The following is a 5,712-nucleotide window of genomic DNA, read 5'->3' on the forward strand; positions in this document are numbered from 1 at the left end:
ATATTATCCGACCCGCACCGAGCTCGGCATTTTGCACGACCGCGGCGGCGAGATCGCCAAAATCATCCCGCAAGATGCGGCGCTCGTCGAGTTCGGCGCGGGCGCCACCACCAAGGTCCGCCTCCTGCTCGAAAATTGCGCGTTCGGCGCCTATGTCCCCGTCGATATATCCGGTGATTTCCTGAACGCGCAGGCGGACGCGCTGAGCAAGGATTTTCCCGCGCTCGCGGTCTATCCGGTCGCCGCAGATTTCACCGCGCCGTTCACGCTGCCGCGCGAGATCACCGACATGCCCAAGGTCGGCTTCTTTCCGGGGTCGACGATCGGGAATTTCGAACCGCATGAAGCCTGCCGCTTCCTGCGCAGCGCCCGCGACATTCTCGGACAAGGCGCCCAAATGATCATCGGCGCCGATCTGGAAAAGGACGAACGCGTGCTCCGCGACGCCTACAATGATGCCGACGGCGTGACCGCGCGCTTCAACCTCAATGTGCTGGTGCGCATCAATCGCGAACTCGGCGGCAATTTCGATCTTTCCAGCTTCACCCATCGTGCGATCTACAACCGCGAGCGCCATCGCATCGAGATGCACCTGATCAGCAAGAAGACGCAAGCGGTGCGCATGCTCGGCACCAGCTTCTCATTTCGCCCGGGCGAAAGCATCCATACCGAGAACAGCTACAAATACAGCATCGAGCGCTTCGGCGCGCTGGCGCGCGGCTCCGGCTGGAGAGTGCGGGAATCCTGGACCGACGCCAACGGCATGTTCTCCGTCCACGCGCTGGCTGCGGAGTGAAATAGCCGCCGCCGAAGCCGCTATTGCGACGCGATCCACCGGGCGATCTCGGGCCAGTGGTCGCGCAGCGTGCGCGCGCCCATGAACAATCCGATATGGCCACCGGGCACGGTCTTCTGCACGATGCTGTTCTTCGGCGTGCCGAGATAATTCGCGGCGTCCAGCACCTGCTCGGGCGTGGTGATGTCGTCGGCGGCGCCTGCCAGCAGATAGGCCGGGCATCTGATGCTGCGCAGATTCAGCGTGCGGCCGAGACCTGCGAAACTCCCCTTGGCGAGACGGTTCTCCTTGAACAGCTGCTTGATGACCTGAAGATACCAGCGGCCCGGCAGATCGATCGGATTTTCGTACCAGCTGTTGAACGTCTCTTCCTTGGCGATATAGGCGGGGTCGTCGATATGCTCGTAGAGATCGACATGATCCTGCATGTAGTGCTGCTCCGGATGCATGTTCTTCCAGCCCTGCAGCATGAAGCGGCCCCGCATCAGGCCGCCGCCGAGCGCCACCAGCTCATCGTAGAACGACAGCGGTGACGCCTGCACCATCCGCTTGATCGGGCCGTCGCCGGCATCGGTGTCGATCGGAGATCCCGCCAGCACCAGCGAATTGACCTTGTCCGGAAATCGCGCCGCTGCCATCGCTGCAAGCCAGCCGCCCTGGCAAAGTCCGACCAGATTGACCCGGCCGCCGAGATCGTCGATCGCGACCACGAGCTCGGCGAGATAGTTGTCGATCTCGAGATCCTTCATGTCATCGGTCGCCGATTTCCAGTCGGTCAACGCGACGTGATCGATGCCGCCCGCAAGCAGCGTCTCGATCAGGCTCTGTCCCCTGTGATAGTCGGCGATGACAGCGGTGTGTCCGGCGTAAGGCGCATCGACCAGCGTCGGGATTCCCCGCGGCCGGCCATAGTCGCGCAGCCGCATGGTGCGAAGATCGAGCCGCATTTCGTTCGGGGTCGCGAGTTGGGGACGAAGATGCTCATGGATCTTGATCTCCTCCTCGACGAATTTCAGGTTCCTGGCATAGAGCTCGGTGCCTTTCGCCGCCAGCGCCGAGGCCATCGCGATCGGCCAGAATGCCGGGATGCTGGTAATCGACAATTCGGCGGGCTGGACGGCGGTGTTCGACATTCACGATCCCTTGTGCATGACGCTGGTTCGATTTGATTTGCCTGCGGTCCCGATCGACGCTTTGCGGCAGGTCAAGCCGATCAAGAAACATGAGCCGAGAAACGCGAACGTGATGATGACGAAATCGCCCTTCCGGTCGAACCTGACCAGATCCCTTGATCTCGATCAACGGCTCTTTCGCTTCCTGATCTCAAGTTACTGCAGGATTGCAGCTGAGTCAGCAGCAGAGGAGTCCTCGTCATGATCGTTACGGACAGCACGACCAGCGCCGCCGTGATGTCGTAGCCCGCGCTGCATCCGTGATTCCACAATCACCATCCGACGGCCGGGTGATCGCGGTTCGCGGCGCCGTGATCGACGTGGCATTCGAAGGCTCGGCGCTGCCGCGACTGGGCGATGCGCTGATTGTCGCCTGGGACCAGCCGGATGTGCTGATTGTCGAGGTGCAGGCTCATCTCGATGAACATACCGTGCGCGGTGTCGCGCTGCAGGCCACCGCGGGATTGAAACGGGGCGTGCCGGTGCAACCGACGGGCGGGCCGATCGAGGTGCCGGTGGGAGACGCCATTCTCGGCCGGCTGCTCGACGTGACGGGGCGGCCGCGCGACAACGGCCCGCCGCTGCCGGAGAACCTGGCGCGCGCGCCGATCCACAGGAGTGCGCCTCCGCTAGGCGAGCGCAGTTCCGCGACCGCCATTTTCGAGACGGGAATCAAGGTCATCGACCTGCTGACGCCGCTGCCCCAGGGCGGCAAGGCCGCGATGTTCGGGGGCGCCGGCGTCGGCAAGACGGTGGTGGTGATGGAGCTGATCCACGCCATGGTTCAGAGCTACCAGGGCGTCTCGGTGTTCGCCGGCATCGGCGAGCGCTCGCGCGAGGGCCACGAGCTGTTGACTGAAATGCGGCAATCGGGCGTGCTCGATCGCTGCGTCCTGGTTTACGGTCAGATGAACGAACCGCCGGGCGCGCGCTGGCGCGTCGGGCTGACGGCGCTGACGATTGCCGAATATTTCCGTGACCAGAAGCACCAGAACGTGCTGCTGCTGATGGACAATGTTTTCCGCTTCGTGCAGGCCGGCAGCGAGGTTTCGGGGTTGCTCGGGCGGCTTCCCTCCCGGGTCGGATACCAGCCGACGCTTGCCACCGAGGTCGCCGCGCTGCATGAGCGCATCGCCTCGGTCTCGGGCGTCGCGGTCACCGCGATCGAGGCGGTGTATGTGCCGGCCGACGACTTCACCGATCCGGCCGTGACGGCGATTTCGAGCCATCTCGACAGCATGATGGTGCTGTCGCGATCGATGGCCGCCGAGGGCATGTACCCCGCGGTCGATCCGCTGACTTCCTCCTCGATCCTGCTCGATCCGTCCGTGGTGGGCGAGGCGCATTATCGAATTGCCGACCAGGTACGGGAAACCATCGCGCGGTACCGCGAGCTGCAGGATATCATCTCGCTGCTCGGCATCGAGGAATTGAGCGCGCCCGACCGGACCGCAGTGAAACGCGCCCGCCGCCTGCAACGCTTCCTCACCCAGCCCTTCGCGGTAACCGAAGCCTTCACCGGCATCCCGGGCCGCTCGGTTGCGCTGAAAGACACGCTGCAGGGCTGCCAGGCCATCCTGAACGGCGAATGCGACGAATGGACCGAAGCCTCGCTCTATATGATCGGCAGCCTCGCCGAAGCAGAAGCCAAGCAGACGCCATCGAACAGCGCGGAGGCCGCGCAATGAGGCTCATGATCACGACGCCGACGGCGATCATCGTCGACGAGGCGAACGTATCCGCCCTTCGCGCCGAAGACGACAGCGGCAGCTTTGGCCTTCTGCAGGGCCATGCCGATCTTCTGACCGCCCTGAAGATATCGATCGTCAGCTGGCGTGGCGCGGATGATCGGATGCACTACTGCGCGGTCCGCCGCGGCGTTCTCTCGGTCACCGGAGGCGACGAGATTGCCATCGCGACCCGCGAAGCCATCGTGGGCGATGATCTCGATCGTCTCGAGGGGATCGTCCTCGATGAATTTCATCAACGCCTCGAAGCGGAGCGCACCGCGCGAACGGAAAGCCTGGAACTGCAGATGAAGGCGATCCGGCAGATCGTACGCTATCTGCGGCCCGACAAGCCCGGCGCGAGGGATGCCGACCCGAGGAATGTCGACCTATGACCACGGACGGCAAGCAACGCAGCGATCCGTCGCCTGACGGCCTGGCGGGGGCCGTCCGCACGCACCGCGAGCGCCGCGAACGCTGGCGCAAGGAGGGCGAGCCTTCGATGATCAGGTTTGCCGGGCAGATCGGCGTGCTCGGCTGGATCATCGTTGCGCCGATTCTGCTCGGCCTGTTCATCGGCCGCAGGCTCGACCAGTATTTGGGAACGAGCATCTTCTGGAGCGCCCCGCTCCTGATGCTCGGTGTCGGCGTCGGCTGCTGGTCGGCATGGCGATGGATGCATCAGCAATGACAATTTCCTTCGCAGCGATCGGCGGCATGATGGTCCAGGCCGCCGCTTGGCTTGCGACCGGGGTGTTGCTCGGCCTGTTGCACTTTCATTCCTTGCGGATGAATGTGCGTTGTCTGATCGCTGGCGAAATGCTCGCATCGCTCTCGCTTCAGCTGCTTCGCTTTGCCGTCACCGCTGCCGGCCTCACGCTGATCGCGCGTGAGCTTGGCGCGCTTCCCCTGATCGAGGCAGCGATCGGGTTGCTGATCGCCCGCTCCGCCGTACTGCGCCGGGAGCTGCGACAACCATGATGGCATCGCCGCTGACCGCTCAAATCGTCTTCCACATCGGCCCGGTGCCGATCACCGAACCCGTCGTGGTGACCTGGGGGCTGATGCTCGTGCTTGGAGTGGGCGGATGGCTCGCCACGCGCGCTTTGTCGTTCAGGCCGTCGACCCGGCAGGCGGTGGTCGAGCTCATCGTCGGCGCCATCGAGGATCAGATCGAGGCAACGATGCGCGCCGCGCCCGCGCCCTATGTGCCGATGATCGGCACGCTGTTCCTGTTCATCCTGGCAGCGAACTGGTCGTCGCTGGTGCCGGGTGTCGAGCCGCCGACCGCCCACATCGAAACCGACGCGGCACTCGGCCTGATCGTCTTCGTTTCAATCCTCTATTTCGGCATCCGCGGGCGTGGACTGGGCGGCTACCTGAAGACCTTCGCCGAGCCCAGCTTCATCATGATTCCCTTGAACATCGTGGAAACCTTCACCCGTACCTTCTCTCTGATCGTGCGGCTGTTTGGCAACGTGATGAGCGGCGTATTCGTCGTCGGGATCGTGCTGTCACTGGCAGGCCTGCTGGTCCCGATCCCGCTGATGGCGCTCGATCTTTTGACCGGCACGGTGCAGGCCTACATCTTCACGGTTCTCGCCATGGTGTTCATCGGCAGCGCGCTCGGCGAAGGACGACACGAGAGCGAAGGGAAGATCACATGAATTGGATTGAGATCGTCAGCATCCTGGCCGCCGCGATGGCGGTATCGTTTGGTGCGATCGGGCCGGCGCTCGGCGAGGGCCGCGCGGTCGCGGCTGCGATGGACGCGATCGCCCGCCAGCCCGAAGCCGCCGGCACGATCTCGCGTACGCTGTTCGTGGGACTTGCCATGATCGAGACCATGGCGATCTATTGCCTCGTCATTGCGCTTCTCGTGCTGTTTGCCAACCCGTTCATCCACTGAGCCGATGCATATCGACTGGTGGACGTTGACGCTCCAGACGGTCAATGTCCTCGTTCTGATCTGGATCCTCGGCCGTTTCTTCTTTCGCCCGGTGGCCGACCTCGTGGC

9 protein-coding genes are annotated in these 5,712 nt (G+C 63.7%); 8 read left to right on the top strand and 1 reads right to left on the bottom strand.

Annotated elements, in window-relative coordinates:
• Positions 1-796 (top strand): L-histidine N(alpha)-methyltransferase (egtD, locus tag WCB02_RS00905; protein ID WP_423955318.1); only part of this gene is annotated, 796 nt, incomplete at its 5' end.
• Positions 797-816: 20 nt separating this feature from the next.
• Here egtD and WCB02_RS00910 read toward each other — a convergent pair.
• Positions 817-1,860 (bottom strand): alpha/beta fold hydrolase, encoded by a 1,044-nt coding sequence (locus WCB02_RS00910; protein WP_423955320.1) that lies wholly within the window; start codon positions 1,858-1,860, stop codon positions 817-819.
• Here WCB02_RS00910 and WCB02_RS00915 point away from each other — a divergent pair.
• Genes WCB02_RS00915 through WCB02_RS00945 form a run of 7 tightly spaced genes read left to right on the top strand, consistent with a single transcriptional unit; the run spans position 1,832 to position 5,604 of the window.
• On the top strand, positions 1,832-2,173 hold the full coding sequence (locus WCB02_RS00915; RefSeq protein WP_423955322.1) for a hypothetical protein: 342 nt from the start codon (positions 1,832-1,834) through the stop codon (positions 2,171-2,173). The genes WCB02_RS00910 and WCB02_RS00915 overlap by 29 nt on opposite strands.
• A 58-nt stretch (positions 2,174-2,231) precedes the next feature.
• Complete coding sequence (atpD, locus tag WCB02_RS00920; protein WP_423955333.1) at positions 2,232-3,656, top strand: F0F1 ATP synthase subunit beta; 1,425 nt, start codon at positions 2,232-2,234, stop codon at positions 3,654-3,656.
• The gene (locus WCB02_RS00925; protein WP_423955325.1) at positions 3,653-4,090 is read left to right on the top strand and encodes a F0F1 ATP synthase subunit epsilon; all 438 of its coding nucleotides are present in this window, start codon (positions 3,653-3,655) and stop codon (positions 4,088-4,090) included. The genes atpD and WCB02_RS00925 overlap by 4 nt, the downstream gene beginning before the upstream one ends.
• Entirely contained in the window at positions 4,087-4,386 is a 300-nt protein-coding gene (locus WCB02_RS00930) for an AtpZ/AtpI family protein (protein WP_423955327.1), read from the top strand. Before WCB02_RS00925 ends, WCB02_RS00930 begins: the two co-directional genes overlap by 4 nt.
• Positions 4,383-4,676, top strand: a complete 294-nt coding sequence (locus WCB02_RS00935) for an ATP synthase subunit I (protein ID WP_423955329.1) — start codon at positions 4,383-4,385, stop codon at positions 4,674-4,676. Before WCB02_RS00930 ends, WCB02_RS00935 begins: the two co-directional genes overlap by 4 nt.
• Positions 4,676-5,362 (top strand): F0F1 ATP synthase subunit A, encoded by a 687-nt coding sequence (locus tag WCB02_RS00940; RefSeq protein ID WP_423955335.1) that lies wholly within the window; start codon positions 4,676-4,678, stop codon positions 5,360-5,362. The genes WCB02_RS00935 and WCB02_RS00940 overlap by 1 nt, the downstream gene beginning before the upstream one ends.
• On the top strand, positions 5,359-5,604 hold the full coding sequence (locus WCB02_RS00945; protein ID WP_423955330.1) for a F0F1 ATP synthase subunit C: 246 nt from the start codon (positions 5,359-5,361) through the stop codon (positions 5,602-5,604). Before WCB02_RS00940 ends, WCB02_RS00945 begins: the two co-directional genes overlap by 4 nt.
• Positions 5,605-5,712 lie beyond the last annotated feature (108 nt).

The organism is Bradyrhizobium sp. (assembly GCF_049581145.1).
Classification (GTDB): domain Bacteria; phylum Pseudomonadota; class Alphaproteobacteria; order Rhizobiales; family Xanthobacteraceae; genus Bradyrhizobium.